Origin of the sequence: Dechloromonas hortensis (assembly GCF_009469765.1) — a bacterium.
In the GTDB taxonomy this organism is placed as follows: domain Bacteria; phylum Pseudomonadota; class Gammaproteobacteria; order Burkholderiales; family Rhodocyclaceae; genus Azonexus; species Azonexus hortensis.
In genome coordinates this window covers 1-592 of record NZ_SSSQ01000041.1, presented here as the reverse complement: position 1 = coordinate 592, position 592 = coordinate 1, and the positions used below count along the sequence as shown (strand labels likewise).

Here is a 592-nt window from a genome sequence, read left to right as displayed (position 1 = left end):
GATGAATTCAAGCTACCGCCCAAACACTGTAACGTCGCCATTCTGGATACGCCGGCAGGTTTGCATGGGAAGCGGCTGAAAGAAGTATTGAATGAGGTGGACAAGGTGGTGGTGCCGGTTTCCTCATCGCGTTTCGATATGCTGGCCACCCGTGAGTTCTTTGAGGAACTTGCCGCAACCAAAGCCGTTCGAAAGGAGCGGGTGGATATTGGTGTCGTCGGGATGCGGGTTGATGTCCGCACCCATGCCTATGCCCAGTTGCTTGAGTTCCTTCAGGAGTTTGACCTGCCTGTCGTGACGTGCATTGCGCAATCCCAGCGCTACTTGCAGGCAGCTGACACCGGGGTCACGCTTTTTGACAATGACTTGAATTCGACGGTCGTGGACATCCAGTGGCGCCCGTTGTTGAATTGGCTGGTTAGCCGACACTGACCGTTGAGGTCGCCAGTATTACTTCAAAAATAACCAGGAGATAAACCGTCATGATGCCCATCGAAATTTTCTCTCACAACACGGCAAAAATTACGATTCAGGCAGGACAAGCACTCTTTCGGGAGGGTGATGAAGGTAATCAGATGTACGTCCTCGAAAC

General features: G+C 52.2%; 1 protein-coding gene. It reads left to right on the top strand.

Annotation, left to right across the window (positions count from 1 at the left end):
• Positions 1 to 432, top strand: a 432-nt coding sequence (locus tag GH663_RS21030; protein WP_170291475.1) for a P-loop NTPase family protein, incomplete at its 5' end; no start/stop codon positions are given.
• Positions 433 to 592 lie beyond the last annotated feature (160 nt).